At 72.2% G+C, this 19,554-nt stretch carries 22 protein-coding genes; 12 read left to right on the top strand and 10 right to left on the bottom strand.

Going from position 1 to position 19,554, the window contains the following annotated elements; all coding sequences use genetic code 11:
- Window positions 1-83 precede the first annotated feature (83 nt).
- A complete protein-coding gene (locus DPM19_RS20100) occupies window positions 84-845 on the bottom strand; it encodes an SDR family NAD(P)-dependent oxidoreductase (protein ID WP_111869499.1) in 762 nt (253 codons plus the stop codon).
- 163 nt (window positions 846-1,008) lie between these two features.
- Between DPM19_RS20100 and DPM19_RS20095 the strand changes: the two genes are divergently transcribed.
- The 3 genes from DPM19_RS20095 to DPM19_RS20085 all read left to right on the top strand — a co-directional run bounded on the left by DPM19_RS20095 (window position 1,009) and on the right by DPM19_RS20085 (window position 5,066).
- Entirely contained in the window at window positions 1,009-2,658 is a 1,650-nt protein-coding gene (locus DPM19_RS20095) for a class I adenylate-forming enzyme family protein (RefSeq protein ID WP_111869498.1), read from the top strand.
- 105 nt (window positions 2,659-2,763) lie between these two features.
- Window positions 2,764-3,693: a 3-oxoacyl-ACP reductase gene (locus DPM19_RS20090; RefSeq protein ID WP_111869497.1), complete on the top strand. Its 930-nt coding sequence runs from the start codon at window positions 2,764-2,766 to the stop codon at window positions 3,691-3,693.
- 140 nt (window positions 3,694-3,833) lie between these two features.
- Window positions 3,834-5,066, top strand: a complete 1,233-nt coding sequence (locus DPM19_RS20085) for a lipase family protein (RefSeq protein ID WP_111869496.1) — start codon at window positions 3,834-3,836, stop codon at window positions 5,064-5,066.
- A 114-nt stretch (window positions 5,067-5,180) separates the two neighbouring features.
- On the opposite strand, the gene DPM19_RS20080 is transcribed toward DPM19_RS20085, so the two are convergent.
- On the bottom strand, window positions 5,181-5,708 hold the full coding sequence (locus DPM19_RS20080; RefSeq protein ID WP_111869495.1) for a hemerythrin domain-containing protein: 528 nt from the start codon (window positions 5,706-5,708) through the stop codon (window positions 5,181-5,183).
- Window positions 5,709-6,075: 367 nt separating this feature from the next.
- On the opposite strand from DPM19_RS20080, the gene DPM19_RS20075 reads away from it, so the two are divergent.
- The 4 genes from DPM19_RS20075 (at window position 6,076) to DPM19_RS20060 (ending at window position 8,112) form a co-directional block, all read left to right on the top strand.
- Window positions 6,076-6,525, top strand: coding sequence for a MarR family winged helix-turn-helix transcriptional regulator (locus tag DPM19_RS20075; RefSeq protein WP_111869494.1), 450 nt, complete (start codon window positions 6,076-6,078; stop codon window positions 6,523-6,525).
- Between the two features lie 15 nt (window positions 6,526-6,540).
- Complete coding sequence (locus DPM19_RS20070; protein WP_111869493.1) at window positions 6,541-7,398, top strand: haloalkane dehalogenase; 858 nt, start codon at window positions 6,541-6,543, stop codon at window positions 7,396-7,398.
- A 139-nt stretch (window positions 7,399-7,537) separates the two neighbouring features.
- Entirely contained in the window at window positions 7,538-7,777 is a 240-nt protein-coding gene (locus DPM19_RS20065) for a hypervirulence associated TUDOR domain-containing protein (protein WP_111869492.1), read from the top strand.
- 2 nt (window positions 7,778-7,779) lie between these two features.
- Window positions 7,780-8,112 carry a DUF3140 domain-containing protein gene (locus DPM19_RS20060; RefSeq protein WP_111869491.1) on the top strand — a complete coding sequence of 111 codons (333 nt, stop codon included), beginning with the start codon at window positions 7,780-7,782 and terminating at the stop codon, window positions 8,110-8,112.
- 9 nt (window positions 8,113-8,121) lie between these two features.
- Here DPM19_RS20060 and DPM19_RS20055 read toward each other — a convergent pair whose 3' ends face one another.
- Window positions 8,122-8,730, bottom strand: a complete 609-nt coding sequence (locus tag DPM19_RS20055; RefSeq protein ID WP_111869490.1) for a TetR family transcriptional regulator — start codon at window positions 8,728-8,730, stop codon at window positions 8,122-8,124.
- Window positions 8,731-8,840: 110 nt separating this feature from the next.
- Window positions 8,841-10,007: a 3-hydroxy-9,10-secoandrosta-1,3,5(10)-triene-9,17-dione monooxygenase oxygenase subunit gene (gene hsaA / locus DPM19_RS20050; protein ID WP_111869489.1), complete on the bottom strand. Its 1,167-nt coding sequence runs from the start codon at window positions 10,005-10,007 to the stop codon at window positions 8,841-8,843.
- A gap of 158 nt (window positions 10,008-10,165) precedes the next feature.
- On the opposite strand from hsaA, the gene DPM19_RS20045 reads away from it, so the two are divergent.
- Complete coding sequence (locus DPM19_RS20045) at window positions 10,166-11,326, top strand: Rieske 2Fe-2S domain-containing protein (protein WP_233510518.1); 1,161 nt, start codon at window positions 10,166-10,168, stop codon at window positions 11,324-11,326.
- 20 nt (window positions 11,327-11,346) lie between these two features.
- A complete protein-coding gene (locus tag DPM19_RS20040; RefSeq protein WP_199485187.1) occupies window positions 11,347-11,625 on the top strand; it encodes a ferredoxin in 279 nt (92 codons plus the stop codon).
- A 109-nt stretch (window positions 11,626-11,734) separates the two neighbouring features.
- Here the strand turns inward: DPM19_RS20040 and DPM19_RS20035 are convergent, their stop codons facing one another.
- The 3 genes from DPM19_RS20035 to DPM19_RS35355 all read right to left on the bottom strand — a co-directional run bounded on the left by DPM19_RS20035 (window position 11,735) and on the right by DPM19_RS35355 (window position 13,284).
- Window positions 11,735-12,046 (bottom strand): hypothetical protein, encoded by a 312-nt coding sequence (locus DPM19_RS20035; RefSeq protein ID WP_111869487.1) that lies wholly within the window; start codon window positions 12,044-12,046, stop codon window positions 11,735-11,737.
- A 501-nt stretch (window positions 12,047-12,547) separates the two neighbouring features.
- A complete protein-coding gene (locus DPM19_RS20025) occupies window positions 12,548-13,003 on the bottom strand; it encodes an ATP-binding protein (RefSeq protein ID WP_158566837.1) in 456 nt (151 codons plus the stop codon).
- Window positions 13,000-13,284 (bottom strand): hypothetical protein, encoded by a 285-nt coding sequence (locus tag DPM19_RS35355; RefSeq protein WP_158566836.1) that lies wholly within the window; start codon window positions 13,282-13,284, stop codon window positions 13,000-13,002. The genes DPM19_RS20025 and DPM19_RS35355 overlap by 4 nt, the downstream gene beginning before the upstream one ends.
- A 153-nt stretch (window positions 13,285-13,437) precedes the next feature.
- Here DPM19_RS35355 and DPM19_RS20020 point away from each other — a divergent pair, with 153 nt between their 5' ends.
- The 3 genes from DPM19_RS20020 (at window position 13,438) to DPM19_RS20010 (ending at window position 14,709) form a co-directional block, all read left to right on the top strand.
- Entirely contained in the window at window positions 13,438-14,235 is a 798-nt protein-coding gene (locus DPM19_RS20020; RefSeq protein ID WP_111869655.1) for a helix-turn-helix domain-containing protein, read from the top strand.
- A complete protein-coding gene (locus DPM19_RS20015) occupies window positions 14,226-14,414 on the top strand; it encodes a DUF397 domain-containing protein (protein WP_111869484.1) in 189 nt (62 codons plus the stop codon). Before DPM19_RS20020 ends, DPM19_RS20015 begins: the two co-directional genes overlap by 10 nt.
- Window positions 14,415-14,502: 88 nt before the next feature.
- Window positions 14,503-14,709 carry a DUF397 domain-containing protein gene (locus DPM19_RS20010; protein ID WP_111869483.1) on the top strand — a complete coding sequence of 69 codons (207 nt, stop codon included), beginning with the start codon at window positions 14,503-14,505 and terminating at the stop codon, window positions 14,707-14,709.
- 646 nt (window positions 14,710-15,355) lie between these two features.
- On the opposite strand, the gene DPM19_RS20005 is transcribed toward DPM19_RS20010, so the two are convergent.
- From DPM19_RS20005 to DPM19_RS19995, 3 genes are all read right to left on the bottom strand, one after another.
- A complete protein-coding gene (locus DPM19_RS20005) occupies window positions 15,356-16,522 on the bottom strand; it encodes a hypothetical protein (RefSeq protein WP_111869482.1) in 1,167 nt (388 codons plus the stop codon).
- A 621-nt stretch (window positions 16,523-17,143) separates the two neighbouring features.
- Window positions 17,144-18,613: an FAD-dependent oxidoreductase gene (locus tag DPM19_RS20000; RefSeq protein ID WP_111869481.1), complete on the bottom strand. Its 1,470-nt coding sequence runs from the start codon at window positions 18,611-18,613 to the stop codon at window positions 17,144-17,146.
- A gap of 12 nt (window positions 18,614-18,625) precedes the next feature.
- Window positions 18,626-19,534, bottom strand: a complete 909-nt coding sequence (locus tag DPM19_RS19995; RefSeq protein WP_111869480.1) for a VOC family protein — start codon at window positions 19,532-19,534, stop codon at window positions 18,626-18,628.
- Window positions 19,535-19,554 lie beyond the last annotated feature (20 nt).

The raw sequence follows: 19,554 nt of genomic DNA, 5'->3' as shown, positions 1-19,554 counted from the left end.
TCCGCGCACCTGGTCGGGGCAGCGTCGAAACTAGTCCGGCAGGCGGTTCCCGGCGGCCGGGAATCCCGCTGACCGGGAGGCCGTCAGTCGAAGTTGGCCTGCCCGCCGTCGAGCGGGACGGTGGCGCCGGTGAGGTACCGCAGGTCGGGGCCGGTGAGCGCCACCACGGCGCGGCCGATGTCCTCCTCGCAGTCGCCGATGTAGCCGAGCGGGATGGTCTTCTGGAACTCCGCGGCCTCCTCGGGGTTCTGCTCGATCCACCACTTCAGCCCGGGGGACAGCGCGTGCGGGGCGATGGAGTTGACCCGGATGCCGTCCGGGCCCCACTCGGCCGCGGCGGCGCGGGTCAGCGACCGGAGCGCCTGCTTGGCGGCGGCGTAGGCGCCGTAGGTGCTGAGGTCCCAGCGGACCATGGCCGACGTCACCAGGTTCACGATGCTGCCGCCGCCGCGCTCCTTCAGGTGCGGGTGGCACGCCTTCATCAGGGCGAACGCCGCGAAGGGGCCGGTCTTGAAGCCCTTCTGGAAGGCGCGGTCGCTCAGCGACAGCAGCGGCCCGAACGCTCCGGCGTAGGCGTTGTTGACCAGGATGTCGATCCCGCCCAGCCGCTGCGCGACCCCGGCCGCCACGCCGGGCGCGCCCTCGAAGTCGGTCACGTCGAACTCGACCGGCTCGGCCCGCCCGCCGCGCTCGCGGATCAGCTCGCAGGTCGTCTCCAGTTTCGCCGGGGTCCGGCCGAGGACGGCCACGGCCGCGCCCTCCCCGGCGAGGGCGAGCGCGATGCCCTGCCCCACTCCCTGGCCCGCCCCGGTCACGATCGCGATCTTCCCGTCGAGACTTCCCACGGCATCCGTCCCTTCCGCTGCGCGGCACACAGTGAAGGTCATCCGGGCCCTTTCCGGACGTGCGGTCCCGGTCACCGGGAACGGCGTCCCGGTGACCGGGAGGCCGCGTGTCGCGCGCCGGCGTGCCTCGCACAATGGGCGCCCCGCGGACGAAAGGCGCCCGATGACCACACCCATGGACCCGAGAGCCGCGGCGGCCGAGATCGTGGCGCCGCTGACCGGCCCCGGTGGCCCGTTCGAGCTGCGCGAGGAGGCGGTCCACGGCGTCCCGATGCAGGTCTTCGCGCACCGCCGGCGGAACCTCGGCGAGCTGCTGGCCGGGTCGGTCGGGTTCGGCGACCGCGACTACCTGGTGAGCGAGGACGAGCGGCTGAGCTTCACCGAACACGCCGCTCAGGTCGCCTCGCTGGCGGCGGCGCTGCGCGAGGAGCACGGCGTCGGGCCGGGCGACCGGATCGCGATCAACGCCGCCAACTCGCCCGCCTGGGTCGTCGCGTTCTGGGCCGCGGTCGCCGTCGGCGCCGTCGCCGTCGGCTACAACGCCTGGTGGTCGCGGCGCGAGGTCGAGTACGCGCTGGGCCACACCACGCCCCGGCTGCTCGTCGCGGACGCCGCCCGGGCCGCGCTGGCCGGGCCCGGTGCCCCGCCCGTGCTGACCCTGGAGGAGGACGTCCCCCGGCTGGCCCGCGCGTACCCCGGCGCGCCCCTGCGGGTGCACGACGCGGCCGAGGACGACCCCGCGGTCATCCTCTACACCAGCGGGACGTCCGGGCGGCCGAAGGGGGCGGTGCACTCGCACCGGAACCTGACGTCCGTGGTGGAGTACCACCGGATGAACGACGCCCTGGCCCAGGCGTTCGGCGACCCGACCGACCCCGCCGACCGGCGGCACCTGATGGCGATGCCGCTGTTCCACATCGCCGCGCTGCACAACCTCGCCGTGCCGCGGCTGGCGACCGGCAGCGCGAACGTCATCTACCAGGGCGCCTTCGACGTGGACCGGGTGCTGCGGCTGATCGAGAAGGAGCGGGTCACCAACTGGGGCGCGGTGCCCACCATGGCGCACCGGCTCATCGAGCACGGCGACCTGTCGGGCTACGACCTGTCCTCGCTGACCAACTTCGCGCTGGCGTCCGCGCCGTCCTCCCCGGCGTTCAAGGAGCGGCTGCGCGCGGCGTTCCCGGCGGCCCGGGCGGCGCTGGTCGACAGCTACGGGCTGACCGAGACCGCCACGGCGGTGACCGTGGCGTCGCCGCTGGACCTGGCCGAGGCGCCCGGCACACTGGGCCGTCCCGTCGCGACCGTCCAGGTGGAGGTCCGCGGGCCGGACGGCGCGACCCTGCCGGAGGGGGTGGAGGGCGAGGTCTGCGCGCGCAGCCCGTTCAACATGCTCGGCTACTGGGACGACCCGGCCGCCACCGAGCGCACGATCCGGGCGGACCGGTGGCTGCACACCGGCGACATCGGCGTGATCGAGCAGGGCCGGCTGCGGCTGACCACCCGGCGCTCCGACCTGATCCTGCGCGGCGGGGAGAACGTCTACCCCGCCGAGATCGAGAACGTCCTGGCCGAGCACCCGGCCGTGCGCGAGTGCATCGTGCTCGGCGTGCCGCACGCCGACCTGGGCCAGGAGGTCATGGCGGTGGTCGTCGTCGCCCCCGGTGCCGCCGTCGCCGAAGAGGAGCTGGCGGCGCACGTCCGGGCGGCGCTGGCCTACTTCAAGGTCCCGTCCCGCTGGCGCGTCACCGCCGACCCGCTGCCGCGCAACGCCACCGGCAAGGTCGTCCGCCGCGAGGTGCCCCTCGGCGGCTGATCCCGGGGCGGGCGGAAACCGCTGAGCGGGACTTCTCCCGACCGGAGAGCGAACGCGTACTAACTTCGGGGCCCTCCGCAGAGACCGCATGCATCGGGAGCACGGATGAGCGCGAACATCAGCCTGGCGGGCCGGACCGCCGTCGTCACCGGGGCGGGCGCCGGACTGGGGCGCAGCGAGGCGCTGGCCCTCGCCGAGCGCGGCGCCAACATCGTCGTCAACGACGTCGGCGCCGCCGCCGAGGAGGTCGCCGCCGAGATCAGGGCGCTCGGCCGGGAGGCCGTCGCGGTGGTCGGGGACGTCGGCGACTGGTCCATGGGCGACCGCCTAGTGCAGGCCGCCGTCGAGACGTTCGGCACCCTGGACATCCTGGTCAACAACGCCGGGGTGCTCCGCGACAAGATGCTGTTCAACCTGACCGAACCCGACTGGGACGACGTCCTCCGCGTGCACCTCAAGGGGCACGCCGCGGTCTCCCGGGCGGCGGCGGTGCACTGGCGGGCGGCGAGCAAGGCGGCCGGCGGCCCGGTCTACGGCCGCGTGATCAACACCTCCTCCGAGGCGTTCCTGTTCGGCGCCGCCGGCCAGCCGAACTACTCGGCCGCCAAGGCGGGCATCGTCGCGCTGACCCTCTCCACCGCGCAGGGCCTGGCCCGGTACGGGGTCCGCGCCAACGCCATCTGCCCGCGCGCCCGCACCGCCATGACCGCGCACGTCTTCGGCGCCGACGACCGGCCCGACGGGGCGCTCGACATCCTGGCGCCCGAGCGGATCGGCACGTTCGTGGGCTACCTGGCCTCCCCCGCCGCCGACGAAATCAGCGGCCAGGTGTTCGTGGTGTACGGCGACATGGTGGCGCTGATGGCCGCCCCCACGGTCGAGCACAAGTTCACCGCCGCGGCCGACGTCTTCTCCGTCGAGGAGTTCGACGCCCAGCTCACCCCGTACTTCAAGGGGCGCGACCCCTACCAGACCTACGCGGCCTACAGCGTCGCCGGGCTGGACACCACCGGCATCCCGAACGGCGCCGGTTGACGCGCTCCTCCTCAACCAAACGCGGAAAAGTGCCGGGAAGTCCTCACCACTTCCGCTATTGAGCAACCGCTCAGCTTCTTTACGTTCGGGTCCCGCGACCGTCACGACGACGGTCCGGGGCCGACGGAAGGGAGCCACAGATGGGAGCCGGCACTCGCCGCCTCGGAATCACCCGGCGGGCACTGCGCGCCGCACTGGTCGTGGGACTCGGCGCCGCGCTGACGACGGCCCTGCCCGGTGGGACCGCCGCGGCGGCCCCGACCCCGGCCGAGGACCCGTTCTACACGCCCCCGTCCCCGCTGCCCGCGGGAAGCCCCGGGGACGTCATCCGCTCGCGGGTGGTGGACAGCAGCATCGACGGCGCGCGCGCCGAGCAGGTGCTCTACCGGTCGGAGTCCGCGACCGGCGCGCCCATCGCGGTGTCGGGCATCGTGCTCACCCCGCAGACCCCGTGGACCGGTTCGGGCAAGCGGCCGCTGGTGTCGTACGCGGTCGGCACCCGCGGGATCGGGGACCAGTGCGCACCCTCCTACACCATCGCCAACGGCGGTGACTACGAGGGCGGGTTCATCGGCGACGCGCTGGAGAAGGGCTGGGCGGTCGCGGTCTCCGACATGGAGGGCCTCGGCACGCCCGGCCAGCACACCTACGAGGTGGGCCGCTCCCAGGGCAAGGCCGTGCTCAACGCGGCCCGGGCCGCCAAGCGGCTGCCCGGCGCCGGCCTCGCCGCCGACACCCCCGTGGGGCTGATGGGCTACTCCCAGGGCGGCACCTCGGCCGGGTGGGCCGCCGAACTCGCCCCCACCTACGCACCCGACCTCAACCTCAAGGGCGTCTCCGCCGGCGGTGTCCCCGCCGACCTGCTGGCGGTCGCCAGGGCGCTCGACGGCGGCCTGTTCGTGGCCTTCGCGCTGATGGCCGCCGTCGGGTACGACGCCGCCTACCCCGACCTGAAACTGGCGGACTACCTCAACGACGAGGGCCGCAAGCTGCTGGACGCGGCCCGGGACGTCTGCCTGGTCAGCGGCGAGGGCATCTCCATGTTCGTCCAGACCGCCTTCAAGCGCACCACCCACTACACCCACACCGACCCGCTCGCCACCAAGGTGTGGCAGGACCGGCTGAACGAGAACAAGCTCGGCTCCACCAAGCCGCCCGTGCCGGTCTTCCAGCCGCACGCCTTCTTCGACGAGATCATCCCCTTCTCCCAGGCCGAGGCCCTGCGCAAGGACTGGTGCCGGCTGGGCGCCAACGTGACCTGGAAGGTCTACTACGTCTCCGAGCACGCCATCGGCATCCTGCGGAGCAGCGGCGACTCGCTCAACTTCCTCAACGACCGCTTCAACGGGGTTCCCGTCCGGGGCAACTGCTGATCCCCGCCTGACCCCGCCGCCCCCCGGCCGGCCGGCCCCTCCCCCCAGGGCCGCCTGGCCGGGGGGACGCGGCTTTCCGGGCCGGGGACGAACTCGTCCCCGGCCCGGCCGGTGTCAGGGAGCGGGCGGGAACGGGATCCCGGCCAGCGCGGGGAGCAGCGACTCCTCCTCGTAGTCGAGGTGCGCCGTCAGTTCCGCCGACAGCCGGTCCAGTTCGGCGCGGAAGCGCCCGGGGTCGGCGGTGCCGAGGTCGGCCAGCAGGGCGACCAGTTCGCGCTGGACGCCCTCGACCGTCCGGTGCTCCTCGCTCAGCCGGTCGAGGGCGCCGCGCAGGTGCGGGTGCCGGTCCGCGAGGAAGGGGAAGACCTGCCCGTCCTCGCCGGTGTGGTGGAACTCCAGGGCCTGGCAGAACGCCAGGCAGTGCTGCCGCAGTTGCAGCCCCAGCGGCACGCCGGGCTCCCGGCCGGTGAAGTACGCGTCGGCCTCGGCGCGCACCTGTTGCAGTTGGGCCCGGAGCCAGGTGTGGACCTCCAGGAGCTTGTCGGCGAGGTTCGCGACCTCGCCGGGGCCGTCCCCGGCCGCGGGACTTTCCTCGCCGGCACGGGACTCTTCGCTGATCGCTTGGTGGAAGGACTCGGACATGCGTGTATCGCTCTCCAGGAGATGTCAGGGATCGGTGCGGTGAACGAACGCGCGCGAACCCCGTCGGAGACGGACGCCGATCGAGCCGGACAGGCAGGGTGAAATACCGGGCACCGCGGAAACGGGGGGCGCGCGGGAGCGCTGGATCAGGCGCGGACCGTGGAGTGTGAACTCATGGCATGGCCCCCTCGGTGAACGGTGCTCGCCAACTCGCCGACCGGCCCACTGCTCTCTGGTCGGCGCCATGCGGCACGCGCCCTCATTACAACCACCCCGTGATCACCTGTCAACGCCCGCGCGACCGATGTGACGGGCACCCCGGACCAAATAGTAGCCATGTACTTAATATCCATGTACAGTAATTTCCATGGCGGACACACCGAAGGGCCCGACGCCGGGCCATCTCGTCTGGCGGCTGGCGAACAAGTGGCGGGTCGCGGTCGACCGCGCACTGGCGCCGCTGGGCATGACCCACGCCCAGTACGTGCTGCTGTCCTCGCTGTACGGCATGCAGCACACCGGGCTGCGCCCCAGCCAGCGCGAACTGGCCGACCACACCGGCCTGGAACCGCTGTACGTGTCCAAGCTGGCCCGCGCCCTGGAGGCGGGCGGACTCATCGAACGCGTCCGCGACCCGGCGGACACCCGCGCGGTGCGGCTCGCGCTCACCGCCCGCGGGCACGAGGCCGTCCGGCCCGCCATCGACACCGTCCAGACGCTGCTGGACCGGCTCCTGGCCCCGCTGGGCGGCCGGGACGACCCGCGGACCGCGGCGTTCGCCCGCGACCTGACGGCCCTGCTGGACAACCCCCTCTGACCGACGGAGACGCACATGCCCGACATCGACGTGCTCGACTCGACCCTCCACCACACCGAAACCGGCACCGGAACGACCTTCGTCTTCCTGCACGGCAACCCCGGCTCCGCGCACCTGTGGCGCAACGTCCTGCCCCGCGTGGGCCCCGGACGGCTGCTCGCACCCGACCTCATCGGGATGGGCCGCTCCGGCAAGCCCGACATCCCCTACCTCTTCGCCGACCACGCCCGCTACCTCGACGCCTGGTTCGACGCCCTCGACCTGGACCAGGTCGTCCTGGTCGGGCACGACTGGGGCGGCGCGCTCGCCTTCGACTGGGCCGCCCGGCACCCCGAACGGGTCCGCGGCCTGGCGTTCCTGGAGGCCATCGTCAAGCCGATGGCCTGGGCGGACCTGTCACCGCAGGCACGCAAACGCTCCGAAACCCTCCGCGCCCCCGGCACCGGCGAGGAGATGGTGCTCGACCAGAACCTCTTCGTCCGCCAGGCGTTCACCGGCGGCGTGCTCACCCCCGTGGACGACGCCGACCTGGAGACCTACCTCGCCCCCTACCCCACCCCCGAGAGCCGCCGCCCCGTCCTCGCCTGGGCCCGCCAGATGCCGCTCGGCGGCGAGCCCGCCGAACTCGTCACCCGCATCGAGGCGTACGACGCGTGGCTCGCGGCCAGCGCGGACGTCCCCAAACTGCTGATGACCTTCGAGGGCTCACCCACCCTGCTCATCGGCGAGCAACTGGCCGCCTGGTGCGCGACCCACATCGCCGCCTTGGAAACCGTCCCCTGCGGCAAGGCCGGCCACCACGCCCCGGAGGACCGCCCCGAGGAGATCGCCACCGCCCTCTCCGCCTGGGCGGACCGGCACCACCTGCGCTGAAGACGGTAGGAGCTGATCCTTCGGCCTCCAGGGCGCCCTTGGCACCTCGAAGGCCGAAGGATCAGCCCGCGGCCGCATCGGAGGGAGACCGCCGGGTAGGGCGGGGGGCGAACCGTCACTTCCGTCGATCGGGGGGATCATGACGAAGCGGCGCAAGGGCCGGGAGGGCGACGACGCCCTGGCTCCGGGGGACGAGGTCACCTGGCGCAGCCACGGCACCGAGGTGCCCGGCACCGTCGAGGAGGAGATCACCGGGCGGACCGAGGCGGCCGGCCGGGAGGTCGCCGCGTCCGAGGAGGACCCGCAGTACCGCGTGCGCAGCGGCAAGAGCGGCAAGGAGGCCGTCCACCGGCCCTCGGCGCTCAGGAAGCGGAGCTGACGATGGCGGGCAGGACCACCGACGTCCAGGCGGCGTTCGACGAGGCGGTCAACATGACGGCCGGGGAACTGGAACGGTGGCTGGACACCGAGGAGTCGCGGAACGCCGGGCGCCGGGAGGACGGCGGCGAGACCATCGGCCACCGCTCCGGCCGCCGGATCGTCGAGCTGCTGCGCGCCAAGCGGTCGGAGCTGACCCCCGACGACATCGCCCACATGCGCAGGGTCGTCGGCTACGTCCACCGCCACCTCGCCCAGCGACCCGCCGGCGACGTCCGCGACACCCGCTGGCGGCACTCCCTGATGAACTGGGGCCACGACCCGCTGAAGGACTGACGCCGGAGGTCAGGCGTTCGACCGGGAGGCGAGCAGCAGCCGGCAGGCGAGCCGGATGTCGCTCTCGGAGCCGCCCATGGAGGCCCGCCCGTTGAGGCCGGACTGCAGCACGCCGTACCAGCACTGCATCAGCAGCCGGACCAGGGTGACGTCCTGCTCGGTGGGCTCGTCCAGCCCGAGCCGTTCCAGCACGATGTCGCGGAAGGTCGCGTCGATCCGGGTGGCGTCGGCGCCCGTGGCGGCGTTGACCGAATTCAACGACTGGAGCATCGCGATCGCCAGCGTGGGCCGGCTCAGCAGTTCCCGGCTGGCGCTCGTCAGCACCTCGCCGACGGCGTCCTCGGGACAGGTGCCGGGCGCCGCCGGCGGGATGTTCACGCGGAACCGGTCGATCTGCTCGGCCATCACGGCGGTGAACAGGTGCGTCTTGGACGGGAAGTACCGGTACAGCGTGCCGATGGCCACTCCGGCGGCCCTCGCCACCTCATGCATCTGCACCCGCTCCAGGCCCTTCTCGGCCCCGATGTGCGCGGCGGCCCGGAGAATCCGCAGGTGGCGGGCCCGCTGATCGGGCGAGCTCGGTTCGGCCGGGGGCCGGCCCTCCGCGATCCTCGGCACGGTAGCTCCCGGGTCGTCTCGATGCCGACTTGACAATACACAGCACCTTGCGTGACTTGACGCGCTCCAGTACCGGTGAGTGGGACCCCCGGTCATCCCCGGGACGGCCCTCAAACGAGGTTGTCCTCCACGGTCAGGCCGAAGGCGCCCTTGCCGTACATGGCCAGGGCCCGTTCCACGTCGTTGGCGACATGGACGCTGCCGGCGTGCGCGTCCCGCCAGGCGCGCTCGATCAGGCTGCCCCGGCGCAGCGAGTTGCCCCCGGCGGTCTTGAACAGGACGTCGATCGCCTCGATCGCCCGCTCGGTGCCGCGGACCTGGTCCCGGCGGACGCGCAGCCGCAGCTCCATCGGGATCGGCTCGTTGCGCGCGGCGTACCCGTACACCTCGCGCACGTTGCGGTCCGTCTGCAGGATCGCGGCGTCGATCTCCGAGGCGGCGCGCGCCACCGCCACCTGGGCGAACTGGTCCTCGGCGAACCGGCCGCCGCCCAGGCTGAGCCGTACCCGGTCGCGCATCGCGGTGACGTAGGAGTCGTAGCAGCCCGCCACCGCACCGATCACGGGGGCGGCGACCGCCGAGGTGAACACCGTGGCGAACGGCATCCGGTACAGCGGGCCGGTGTTCACCTTCTGCCCGGGGCCGCGCAGCTGCGCCAGGTCGTAGTTGCGCATGGTGCGGTGCCCGGGGACGAAGGCGCGCTCCACGACGAGGTCGTTGCTCGCGGTGCCGCGCAGCCCGACCGTGTCCCAGACGTCCTCGATCGCGTAGTCGGAGCGGGGCACCAGCACCGTCATGAAGTCCACCGGCCGGCCCTCCGCGCCCACCACCAGGGCGCCGACCAGCGCCCACCCGGCGTGCTCGCAGCCCGAGGAGAAACTCCACCGGCCCGACAGCTCGTAGCCGCCGGGCACCGGGGCGAGCCGCCCCACCGGCGCGTACGACGACGACACCAGCGTCTCGGGGTCCGCGCCCCACACCTCGTCCTGCGCGGTCTCGGCGAACAGGGCGAGCTGCCAGGGGTGCACGCCGAGCACGGACGTCACCCAGCCGGTGGAGCCGCAGACGCCGGAGATCGCGCGGATCGCCTCGAAGAACCGCACCGGCTCGCTCTCCGCGCCGCCGTACCGTTTGGGGCGCAGCATCCCGAAGACCCCGGCCCCGGCGAGCTCGCGGATCGTCTCGGCCGGCACCCGGCCCTCCTCGTCGGTGGCCCGGGCCCGTTCGGCGATCTTCGGCAGCAGCGTCCGCACCGATTCCAGGACCTCGTCGCTCATGCTCCCGCTCTCCGTGTTCGCGTCGGACCACGATGGTGCGCCCCGGGGCTGGTGTCCGGATCGAGGCATCCCGGCCACTGGGACTCGCCGAGCGGTCCCTGGCCGCGCGAACGTACGTTCCCAAGTTGGGAAAGCCCGGGCTCCGAAGGGTGGTCATCGTGTCCGCAGCCCCATCCGAACACGACGCGGTCCGCGCCATCGAGGCGGCGGCGGCGCCGGCGCGCTTCGCGCGCGGCTGGCACTGCCTCGGGCTCTCCGCGGACTTCCAGGACGGGAAGCCGCACACCGTCCACGCGTTCGGCCAGAAACTCGTCGTCTTCCAGGGCGCGGACGGCGGGCTCAACGTGCTGGACGCCTACTGCCGGCACATGGGCGGCGACCTCTCCCAGGGGACGGTCAAGGGCAACGAGATCGCCTGCCCGTTCCACGACTGGCGGTGGGGCGGCGACGGCCGCTGCAAGAAGATCCCCTACGCCCGCCGCGTCCCGCTGCGGGCCCGCACCGCGGCCTGGCCCACGATGGACCAGGACGGGATGCTGTTCGTCTGGAACGACCCGGAGGGCAACCCGCCGCCCGCCGACGTCACCATCCCCCGCATCGAGGGCGCGTCCAGCGACGAGTGGACCGACTGGCTCTGGTACCAGACCAGGGTCGACAGCAACTGCCGCGAGGTCATCGACAACGTGGTGGACATGGCGCACTTCTTCTACGTGCACTACTCGTTCCCCACGCACTTCAAGAACGTCTTCGAGGGGCACACCGCCTACCAGTACCTGAGCGGCACCGGCCGGGAGGACGCCCGGGCCCCCGCGGAGAAGGGCCAGCCCGCGCTGCTGGGCAACACCTCGGTCGCCGCCTACCACGGGCCGTCGTTCATGATCGACGACCTGACGTACCACTACGAGAACGGCGACCTGAACTCGGTGCTGATCAACTGCCACTACCCCATCGACCAGGACAGCTTCGTCCTGCAGTACGGGATCATCGTCCGCAGGAGCGACTGGATGCAGGGGGACGCGGCCGAGAAGCTCGCCCGCGGCATGGCGCAGTTCATCAAGCTCGGCTTCGAGCAGGACGTGCAGATCTGGAAGAACAAGGCCCGGATCGACAACCCCCTGCTGTGCGAGGAGGACGGCCCGGTCTACCAGCTCCGCCGGTGGTACGAGCAGTTCTACGTGGACGTCGCCGACGTCACCCCGGAGATGGTGGAGCGCTTCGAGTACGAACTCGACACCACCCGCCCGGTCGAGGCGTGGCGCCGGGAGGTCGAGGAGAACCTCGCCCGCCGGGCCGCCGCCGCCCAGCACCGGTCCGGCTGAACGACCCGAGGGAGGACGCGGTGCCGCGGCAGGACGACCGCCTGGTCGACGGCCCCCCGATGCTGCCCGTGCGGTGCCGGCAGTGCGGCGGCGAGGTGCTGGCCCGCAAGTCGGGCTGGTTGCAGACGAGCGTGCAGTGGAACGCGGCCACCCTGGCCGGCTGCCTGGAGCGGCGGGCGGCCCTCCCCGGGCCCGGCCCGAACGGCGGGCTGTTCACCACCTGCACGGCGCTGCGCGAGTCCATCGACCGGGCGGCGCTGGACGGGACGCTGCCCGTCCTGGACGACGACGACCCGTGACCGGCCGTGGACGCCCCGGGCCGCCCGCTCTCGCACGGGCGGCCCGGGGGCGGCCTGCCGGCTCGTCACCACAGGTGCCGGCGGCCACTCCATCCGGCCTAGCCGGCCGTCAGCCCTTCTGGCCGCCCGAGGCCGGAACCTGGCCCGCCCCAGGGGCCGAGGGCACTCCCGACGGCGGGGTCAGGCCGGGCACCGGCGGGAAGCCGTTCGGGAGCTGCCCCGGGAGTGGGCTCTGCCCGTTCCCGTTGAGGTAGCTGAACGGGTCGTCGTCGGGCGTCGTCGGGATGTCGGTCCGCTGGGCGGTCGGCGTACGGCTGGTGCCGGCGTCCGGTAGCGCGGCCCTGGCCACGCCCACGGTCCCCGGTACGAGGACGCCGGCCACGGCGCCGATCACGACGGCCACCGTCTTCTTCGATCGCATGCGCTTCCCCTTTCCTTTCGGTCCCCGCGGCCCCCCGCGGGACCCGGAACACTCTAGCGACTGTTCGCACGCATTTGATTACTCTCAGTCACCACAAAGAGGGCGAACGACTCCAGCCCGATCCACTTTTCGGGCAGGTCAGCGGCACCGATACGGCTCCACGCACCCCCGCGCGGTACCGCCACGGCCCGGCGAGTTCGATGCCCGGTTCCCGGCCGCCCCTTTCGGAATGCACCCGGGCGCCCGTACCGCCGACCCAGCGCAGTATCCGGCAACGTTCACCGGCCCACCCGCATCGCCGTCCGCCTGAGATGTGATCGTGGAGGATCCGAGGTGCCATGGCACCTCGGATCCTCCACGATCACATCCCGGGGCGGGGTCAGACCCGGTGAACGCTGTTGGACACCGCACCAGTCGGCGCGGTGCCCGACACGGGGATGGTGACACCCTCCGCCCGCCGATGCGGCGGCGCGGCCGCTGGGCCGTGCAGGTCCGGGCCGGTCATCTGAGCACCGCCCAGGTGATCTTCCCGCCCTCGTGCCGGGCACAGCCGTACTCGTCGGACATCGCCGCGACGAGGAGCAACCCGCGGCCACCCTCGTCCAGTGCGGCGGCCTCCCTGGGCGTCGGCTCCCCCGGTGCACGGTCGCCGACCTCGATGCGGACCGCCTTGTCGGCAAGGAGCCGCACCAGCAGGGAGAAGGAGCCCTGCTCATCGGCCCTGCGGGTCTCCCGGAGGGTCTCCCGGACCGAGTTCGTCGCCAGCTCAGAGACGATCAGCTCCGCCCGGTCGGCCAGATCGGCCCGGCCGGCCCAGGAGACCTCCCGGATCACGATCCGCCGCGCGATGCTGACGGAAGCATCCCTGGCGGGCAGGTGGACACGGTCGTCGTCCAGGTGGATCGGGTCGGCCCCGCCCTCCGGCAGGCTGGTCGCACGGTCCTTCCGGTCGCTCACGGCCCGGCCTCCGCGGTCTTCTTGTGGACCTCGGCGATGACGGCCGGGGCCACGGACTCCGGGCTGCCGGTGGGGCCGATGGGGTTGCCGTCGGCCCACAGGTACCAGAGCCCACCGCCCCCGGCCGCCGGGCCCTCGCCGCACCTGACAACAACCCGCTTACCGGTGCCACCCACCCGCAGCCCGGAACCCTGCGGGTCATGAAAAACGGTGGCAAAACACCTTGTATCGGTCTCAATGGCGGCCTTGAGCCGCCACAGGAACTGATCCTTTTCGTTCATCGACGCCTCGCAATAGTCGTGCGTTTGTTTGGCGTCATCTTCCGCATCAGACGAGGCAGAGTGCCTACAAAACCTCACCGGCTCGATGACTCACGTTGAAAACCATCGCTGTTGGTTGTGGACGGTTGGACAAGGTTGTACGACTATGGGAGTGTGCCCCCCAAGAAACCTCGTAGTAGCTGGTCACCGGCCCTAAAAGCGTTCGGAAACGCTCTCCGCAAGTTCCGCGAGGAACTGGGATGGACGCAGGAACAAGTCGGGGCGAAGGTACCCATAAGCGGCAGCTATATAGGTCAAGTCGAGCTTGGTAAGACCAGATGTCGACGTGAGGTGGCCCTGTCGCTCGACGCCATCCTGGGAGCGAAGGGCGTCCTCGTCACGCTCTGGGACGACCTGGTTATGGACGCCGCCTACCCGACCTGGTTCGACTGGCCGACGATCGAAGCCCAAGCAGCCCATCTCCAGACCTACCAATGCCTCGTTGTATACGGCCTCCTCCAAACCCCCGAATACGCCAGGGCCCTGCTGGGCGATGAGGAATCCGTCCACGCCAGAATGGCCCGGCAGGAGATCCTGACGCGGGACGACCCTTCACCCCCTCGGCTCACGGTGATCATGTACGAAGGAGTCCTGCACAACCTGGTCGGCAGCAAGGAGATCATGAGAGAGCAGCTCGCCAAACTGCTTGATGCCATGTCCTCGCGAGTAGTGATTCAGATCGTGCCGACTCGGATCCCCTTGGCCGGAACTGCCGGGTCGTTCGTCATTGCGACGCTCAGGGATACGACCAAGGTCGCGTACGCAGAAACCGCTGCCAGGGGGTTTACTTTGGGAGACCCCGAGGACGTTCTGTCCCTGGAAGAGTCCTTCGACGACATCAGGGCGGCGGCGCTCCCCTCGGATATGAGCGCCGATCTCATACGGAAGGTGATGGAAGAACGATGGACGTGACGTGGCGCAAGAGCAGCCGTAGCGCCGCTAACGGCGGAGACTGTGTCGAACTGGCCGACCTCGGCTCCGAGATCGGTATCCGCGACAGCAAGAACCCGGACGCCGGCCACCTGACCGTAAACCGCTCGGTTGTCCAGGCCCTGGTCCAGCAGGTGAAGGCCGGAGACCTGGACCTCTGACCTGGCGGCAAGCCCCCGTTCCGGCGCTGGCCGGGACGGGGGCCTCTTCGTACAGTGGCGGCAACGCCATTGATCGGAGGAGACCACCATGCCCGAGACCGACACCCCCGCCGACCGCTGGCGCAAGAGCACCTACAGCTCTGGCAACGGCGGAGAATGCGTCGAGCTGGCCGCCTTGGGGAGCATGGTGGGTATCCGGGACAGCAAGGAGCCGGACGGCCCGCGACTGTCCGTAGACCGCCCGGTGTTCCGCCACCTGGTCCAGCAGGTGAAGGCCGGAGACCTGGACCTCTAACCTGGCTCAGCGGTGAGGCCCCGTTCCGTCCCTCCAGGGATGATCTGCGGCGCGGCCCAGTGGCCGGCGGCCGCCAAGGACGTGGAGTTGCTATCCCTCCAGGGATGATCTGCGGCCCGCGACCAGTGAAAGCGACCAGCTCGTGACCACGCTGTTGCTATCCCTCCAGGGATGATCTGCGGCCCGGGGGTAAAGTCCCAGGTCGAGCGCTGGTTCAGCGGGCCGCTGGAGCTGATTTTTGCAGCAGTCCGGCGGTAGTGCATCATCGCAGGTCAAAGTGGTGCGGTTTCGGGTCTCCAGCGAGCGATGGCACGCAGTCGTCAACCGTCAGGGCGGTGCCGGTAGTGGCTGCGTGGTGCGTTGCCTCCAGGATGTGCAGCGCCGACCACACACTCACAGATCCTTCAGGGTTCGAGGCGCCAGGGCGCCCTGAAAGCTGAAGGATCTGTGAGTGTGTGGGGCGCAACCGTTGCGGTAGCTGCGGGGAGGCTGCCGGCCTCGCTTTGAGACAGGACCTAGCGGTGGGGTCCGCGTTCCGGCGCTGGCCGGGGACGGGGCTCCGGGGATGGCCTGGGGCCGTACCGTGCCCCACCGCCGGGGGGGGTGAGGCGGTGGGGCGGTGGGGCACGGAGCGTTGCTGGCCGGTTCAGCCGATGTTCGGGCCGGCGATCGGGGTGTAGCCGCCGAAGGGGCCGAAGGTCGCGCCGGTGTTGGGCCTGATGTTGAAGGCGAGGGCGCCGTCGGGCTGGCGGGCCAGCAGGTACTGGGTGAACGGTCCTCCGTTGGGTGCCTGGGAGAAGGCGGCCGGGTTACTGGTCACCGGGCCCTCCACGCGCTGGAAGGGGGAGAAGTTGCTCGTGCCGTTGATGTCGCGCTGGCTGGCGTAGATGGCGTTGTCGCTGCCTCGGACGTAGACGAAGTTGAAGCTGGCGGCGGGGTCGCTGGTGGCCGACACGCCGTTCAGCGGCTGCCAGTCGCCGCCGTTGAGCAGCAGTCGGCTGTAGAGACGGTTGTCCTCACCACGGGCGATGATCAGGGAGCTGTTGAACGAGGTGTCGTCGGTGACCGCGATGTTGCTGGTGACCCGCAGGGTGCCCAGCGCCTGGAACCCCGTGACCTCGTTCGGACCGATGTCGAGGCTGTAGACCCGGTTGTCGGTGCCCCGCACGAAGATGCGAACGCCGCGGGCGCTGAGGAACTGGCGGCTGGCGGTGATGTCGCTGGTGATAATCCCGCCCAGGCTGGTCCAGCCGGCCCAGGAGCCGTTGCGGCGGATGTTGGTCCACACCGCCCCTTCGGGGCCCCGGGCGAAGATCCGGATGCTGTTGAGCGGTTCGCCGAGCGGGATGACCGACTCGACCTCGCCGGTGACCGTCAGGCCGGGCACCACCGAGTAGCCGGTGATCGCGCCGGAGGGCGTGACGGTGTTGGTGTAGACCCGGTCGTCGGTTCCCCGGGCGAACATCTCGGTCCCGTTCGCGGTGACCACCGCGGACGGGTCGCCGACGATGATGCCCCCGAGTGACTGGAACGGGGCGAAGCCGGTGCCGGAGCGGGCGCTGTACAGCAGGGCGCCGTCGGTGCCGCGCGCGGCCACCCCCTTGGCCGACTGGGTGGCCCGAGGGTCGTAGGCCACCTGCGGTGTCCTCAGATCGGGCAGGTCCGCGGCGTACGCCGGAACGTGTGCCGGGAGGTGGCCGGACGACGGCGCGACAGCCGCCGCCGCGGGCGAGACCGCGGGCACCAGGCCGACCGCCGCGACTAACGCGGCGACCGCGGTGAGCAGCCTGCGGGACCGAAAGGGGTACTGCATGAGGTGTCCCTCCATTGCGTCGGATGATGACCCTTATTCGCCACGGGACACCGGGCGGATCACAGCACTTTCAAAAGTGCGCGAGTTCACGGGACGTGGAAAGCCGTGCGGAGCCGCGCCGCGGGGGGCGGAGCCTGCGGAGGATCACCTTGGAGCGCCCGGCCGACCCGCCCTGATCGTGACGTGGCGACGGAGGCTTGCGGAGGATCGCCCTTCAAGCGGCGCCGGGAGGCGGCTGGTGGGGCTGTGCCGGGGCGGCTCGTCTTACGGAGGATCACCCTTACAGCGGCGCGGGGAGGCGGCTGGTGGGGCTGTGCCGGGGCGACGGAGCTTGCGGAGGGTCGCCTTTTGAGCGGCGCGGCGTGCCGCTCAGCCGCCGGCGCGGGCGGCGGCGCGGCGTGCCGCTCAGCCGCCGGCGCGGGCGGCGGCGCGGCGTGCCGCTCAGCCGCCGGCGCGGGCGGCGGCGCGGCGTGCCGCTCAGCCGCCGGCGCGGGCGGCGGCGCGGCGTGCCGCTCAGCCGCCGGCGCGGGCGGCGGCGCGGCGTGCCGCTCAGCCGCCGGCGCGGGCGGCGGCGCGGCGTGCCGCTCAGCCGCCGGCGCGGGCGGCGGCGCGGCGTGCCGCTCAGCCGCCGGCGCGGGCGGCGGTGCGGCCGGCGCGGCGGCCGAAGAAGGTGCCGTCGCCGAGGGAGGTGCCGCTGACGTAGCCCTGGCCGTGGATGCCGGCGCTGGTGCGGCCGGCCGCGTACAGGCCGGGGATGGTGGATCCGGACACGTCCAGCACCTCGCCGTTCACGGTGGTGCGCAGGCCGCCGAGGGTGAAGCCGGTGACGCCCGTCCCGGGGGCGCCGAAGAAGCCGAGCCGCGGGTCGATCGCCGCGAACGGGGGGCGCAGCGGGCGCAGCCAGCGGGGGTTCTTGTGGCAGTAGGGGTCCTCGCCGTGCTCGGCGTACCGGTTGTAGGCGCCGACCGTCGCCTCCAGCGCCCCGGCGGGCATGCCGAGCGCCTGCTCCAGTTCCGGCAGCGTCTCCTCGACGAAGCTCGGCCGGACCCCCCACCGCTCCTGCTCGGGGACGGCCTCGTAGCCCTCCTCGTCGACGATCACCCAGTAGGGGGCGGGGCGGTGCCGCACGGCGGCGACGCTGAACAGGCCGGGGTAGACGTCCTCGTTGATGAAGCGCTGCCCGCGGGCGTCCACGAGCATGCCGCGGACCGCGAACGCGGGGAGCACGGTGAGCGCGATCTGGGTGATCGACATGTTCCGGGTGGCGGCGCCGAGCGCCAGGGCCATGCGGATGCCGCTGCCGTCGTCGGAGCCGTCGCTGACCTTGCCGTGGCCGAGCAGGTGCGGGGCGTGGTCGGCGAGCATCTTCTCGTCGTCGACGAACCCGCCGGTGGCGAGGACGACCGCCCGGCGGGCGCGGTAGGTGACGTCCTGCCCGTAGCGGCGGGCGACCGCGCCGACCACCCGGCCCGCGTCGTCCACCACCAGCGCGCCGGCGGCCGTGTCGGTGTGGGTCGCCGCGCCGGCCGCGCCGACGGCGGCGGCGAGCTTCTCCATGATCTGCCAGCCGCCGAAGTTCCTGGTCGCCGGGACGTGGCCGCGGGGCACCGGGCGGGCGATCGTGTCGTAGGGCCAGGCGTTCTCGCCCAGCCACATCAGCCCGTCCTCGGACATCGTCAGCCAGGTCGGGACGTCGTGCAGGCTGCCGTTGAACTCCAGGCCCAGGTCGGCGAACCACTGGAAGTGCTCGACGCTCCCGTCGCAGTACAGCCGCAGCTTCTCCGCGTCCGCCCCGGGGCCCAGCGCCGCGTCCAGGTAGGCGTACATGTCGTCGGCGGTGTCCTCGAACCCGCACGCCTTCTGCACCGGGGTGCCGCCGCCGAGGTACAGTTCGCCGCCGGAGGCCGCCGAGGAGCCGCCCGGCCCGCCCGCCCGGTCCAGGACGATCACGTCGGCGCCGGCCCGGGCGGCCTCCAGCGCCGCCGCCCCGCCGGCGCAGCCGAACCCGGCGACCAGCACGTCCGTCTCGTGGTCGAAGCGGCCGATCGAACCGGCGGCGACCGGACGCGGCCCGCTCCCCTGCTGTGGCACGGCCGCTCCTCCTCAGGCGGGCGGGGCGAAAACGGCCAGCGGCTCCGAGCCCGACCAGTCGTGGCCCCAGTAGCTGTCGGCGGTGATCTCCTCGGCGGTGTAGTGCGTCTCGTCGACGAGCATGCCGTCGGTGCCGTACTCGATGTCCCAGCCGCCGGGGGCCCGCACGTAGAAGGACACCATTTTGTCGTTGGTGTGCCGGCCCAGCGTGGAGGAGATCGAGAAGCCGAGCCGGTTCACGTTGTCCAGTGCCCGGCCGACCGCGTCCAGGCTGTCCACCTCGACCATCAGGTGCACCAGGCCCGGGTCCGCCGACCGCGGGGCGGGGACCACCGCCAGGCTGTGGTGCCGCTGGTTGACGCCCAGGAAGCGCAGCCGCGGGCCCCGGGGCCCGCCCAGCCGCATCGCGCCGCGCGGCAGGAAACCCAGCACCTCGGTGTAGAAGGAGCAGGTCTCGTCCATGCGGGGGGTGGGCAGCACCACGTGCCCCATCCCCTGGGCGCCGGTGACGAACCGCTGCGCCAGCCCGGTGATCACCGGGCTGTGGTCGAGGGCGGGCCCGTAGAAGACCTCGACGGGGGTGCCCGCCGGGTCCTCGAACGCCATCACCCGCTCCGCGTTCCGCTCGGCCGACTCGGCGCCCGACAGCTCCTTGACCGCCGTGCCGGACGCCTCGACCGCGCGGCAGACCGCGGCCAGCGCGAACTGGTCGCGGACCTCCCAGCCGACCGCGAGCACCCGGTCGGCATCGCCGGGCAGCACGACGAGCCGGGCCCGGCGCTCGTCCATCCGCAGGTACAGGCCGGCGGGGTCCGGGCCGGAGCCGGCGGCGAAGCCGAGGCCGTCGATCGCGAGTTCGCGCCAGCGGTCGATGTCGCGGGTCTGGACCTTCAGGTAGCCGAGCCCTCGGATCTGCGCCACGGTGTCCCGATCCCCTCTGC

Origin of the sequence: Actinomadura craniellae, assembly GCF_003289645.1 — a bacterium.
Classification (GTDB): Bacteria; Actinomycetota; Actinomycetes; order Streptosporangiales; family Streptosporangiaceae; genus Actinomadura_D; species Actinomadura_D craniellae.
This window is presented reverse-complemented; position numbering and strand designations above follow the sequence as displayed.

Excerpts from the sequence above, each read along its gene's own strand:
- DPM19_RS20095 (WP_111869498.1), top strand. The coding sequence starts at position 1,009 with ATGACCACACCCATGGACCCGAGAGCCGCGGCGGCCGAGATCGTGGCG.
- DPM19_RS20090 (WP_111869497.1), top strand. The coding sequence starts at position 2,764 with ATGAGCGCGAACATCAGCCTGGCGGGCCGGACCGCCGTCGTCACCGGG.
- DPM19_RS20085 (WP_111869496.1), top strand. The coding sequence starts at position 3,834 with ATGGGAGCCGGCACTCGCCGCCTCGGAATCACCCGGCGGGCACTGCGC.
- DPM19_RS20080 (WP_111869495.1), bottom strand. The coding sequence starts at position 5,708 with ATGTCCGAGTCCTTCCACCAAGCGATCAGCGAAGAGTCCCGTGCCGGC.
- DPM19_RS20075 (WP_111869494.1), top strand. The coding sequence starts at position 6,076 with ATGGCGGACACACCGAAGGGCCCGACGCCGGGCCATCTCGTCTGGCGG.
- DPM19_RS20070 (WP_111869493.1), top strand. The coding sequence starts at position 6,541 with ATGCCCGACATCGACGTGCTCGACTCGACCCTCCACCACACCGAAACC.
- DPM19_RS20065 (WP_111869492.1), top strand. The coding sequence starts at position 7,538 with ATGACGAAGCGGCGCAAGGGCCGGGAGGGCGACGACGCCCTGGCTCCG.
- DPM19_RS20060 (WP_111869491.1), top strand. The coding sequence starts at position 7,780 with ATGGCGGGCAGGACCACCGACGTCCAGGCGGCGTTCGACGAGGCGGTC.
- hsaA (WP_111869489.1), bottom strand. The coding sequence starts at position 10,007 with ATGAGCGACGAGGTCCTGGAATCGGTGCGGACGCTGCTGCCGAAGATC.
- DPM19_RS20035 (WP_111869487.1), bottom strand. The coding sequence starts at position 12,046 with ATGCGATCGAAGAAGACGGTGGCCGTCGTGATCGGCGCCGTGGCCGGC.
- DPM19_RS35355 (WP_158566836.1), bottom strand. The coding sequence starts at position 13,284 with ATGAACGAAAAGGATCAGTTCCTGTGGCGGCTCAAGGCCGCCATTGAG.
- DPM19_RS20015 (WP_111869484.1), top strand. The coding sequence starts at position 14,226 with ATGGACGTGACGTGGCGCAAGAGCAGCCGTAGCGCCGCTAACGGCGGA.
- DPM19_RS20010 (WP_111869483.1), top strand. The coding sequence starts at position 14,503 with ATGCCCGAGACCGACACCCCCGCCGACCGCTGGCGCAAGAGCACCTAC.
- DPM19_RS20005 (WP_111869482.1), bottom strand. The coding sequence starts at position 16,522 with ATGCAGTACCCCTTTCGGTCCCGCAGGCTGCTCACCGCGGTCGCCGCG.